Origin of the sequence: Dietzia sp. Cai40 (assembly GCF_014145165.1) — a bacterium.
Classification (GTDB): Bacteria; Actinomycetota; Actinomycetes; order Mycobacteriales; family Mycobacteriaceae; genus Dietzia; species Dietzia natronolimnaea.
Genome location: NZ_JAALEB010000344.1, coordinates 1 through 1,230, shown reverse-complemented (window position 1 = coordinate 1,230; position 1,230 = coordinate 1). Strand labels below are relative to the sequence as shown.

The 1,230-nt window shown below is 71.8% G+C and carries 1 protein-coding gene; it reads left to right on the top strand.

What is annotated here, in order from left to right; all coding sequences use genetic code 11:
* Positions 1 to 185 precede the first annotated feature (185 nt).
* Positions 186 to 1,230, top strand: a 1,045-nt coding sequence (locus G6022_RS13075; RefSeq protein WP_182691711.1) for a PQQ-dependent sugar dehydrogenase, incomplete at its 3' end; no start/stop codon positions are given.

Below are 1,230 nucleotides of genomic sequence, written 5' to 3'. Positions count from 1 at the left end.
CCGACCCCGGCCCCCCGCCCATCGACGGACGGGGGGCCGGGGTCTGTCGTCGGTGCGGTACCGCCCTCGGAAATATGTGCATATGGTCTGTGTCACACCACAAGTCGACAGCACACGATCGAGGGAGCACCTGTGTCACCGACCCCCACCCCCGCCCGATCAGATCCCGCCTCCGCACCCGGTCCATGGCCGGGCTCGCCGCCGCGGCGGCCGTCGCGGTCGCGCTCCCCGTGACGGCCATCGCCCAGACGGGGTCCCTGGGGTCGAACGACATCAGCATCATCCCGCCGAACATCCTGTTCCCGCCGGTCGTGGGCGTCGGCGCGGGCGAGGGCGTCCAGGTGGTGGCGAGCCCGGCGGTCACCGCCACGACCGTCCTCGACCGTCTCAACGTCCCGTGGGACGTGGTCCGCACCCCGGACGGCACGATCCTCACCGGCGAGCGCGGCGGCCGCATGGTGGCCAAGCTGCCCGGCGGCGCCCGGCGGGATGTCGCGATCGACCTGCCCGGGCTGGTCCGCCAGTCCGAGAGCGGACTCATGGGCATGGCGGTCGACGCCGGGTTCGCCACCAACCGCCAGATCCACGTGTGCTGGTCCAGTTCCGACGGCGGGACCCGGGACAACCGGATCACCACGTTCCGGGCCGCCGACGACTGGTCCGCCATGACCAAGGTCCGCGACACGCTGACGGGGATCCCGCTCAGCGCCCAGGGCATCCACAGCGGGTGCCGCCTGCTCGTCGCCCCCGACGGGTCGATCTACGTGGGCACCGGTGACTCGCAGAGCCCGACGGGTCCGCAGTCCCCCACCTCGCTGGCCGGCAAGACACTGCACATCCGTCCCGACGGCTCGCCCGCGACCGGCGACTCGGTGATCACCTCGATCGGCCACCGCAACATCCAGGGCCTGGCCATCCAGCCCGGGACCGGGAACGTCTACTCCGCCGAGCACGGCCCGGACGTCGACGACGAGGTCAACCTCATCCAGCCCGGCGCCAACTACGGCTGGAACCCGAACATCGGCGGCAGCTACAACCAGAACGTCCCGATGACCGACACCACCCGCTACCCGGACGCCGTCGAGGCCGTCTGGTCCTCGGGCCGCCCGACGCTCGCCAGCGCCGACATCGAGTTCCTCAGGGGATCGGCGTGGGGCCAGTGGGAAGGCGCCCTGGCCATGGCCAACCTCAAGACCCAGAAGCTCGTCCTGCTCCGGCTCTCCGCGGACG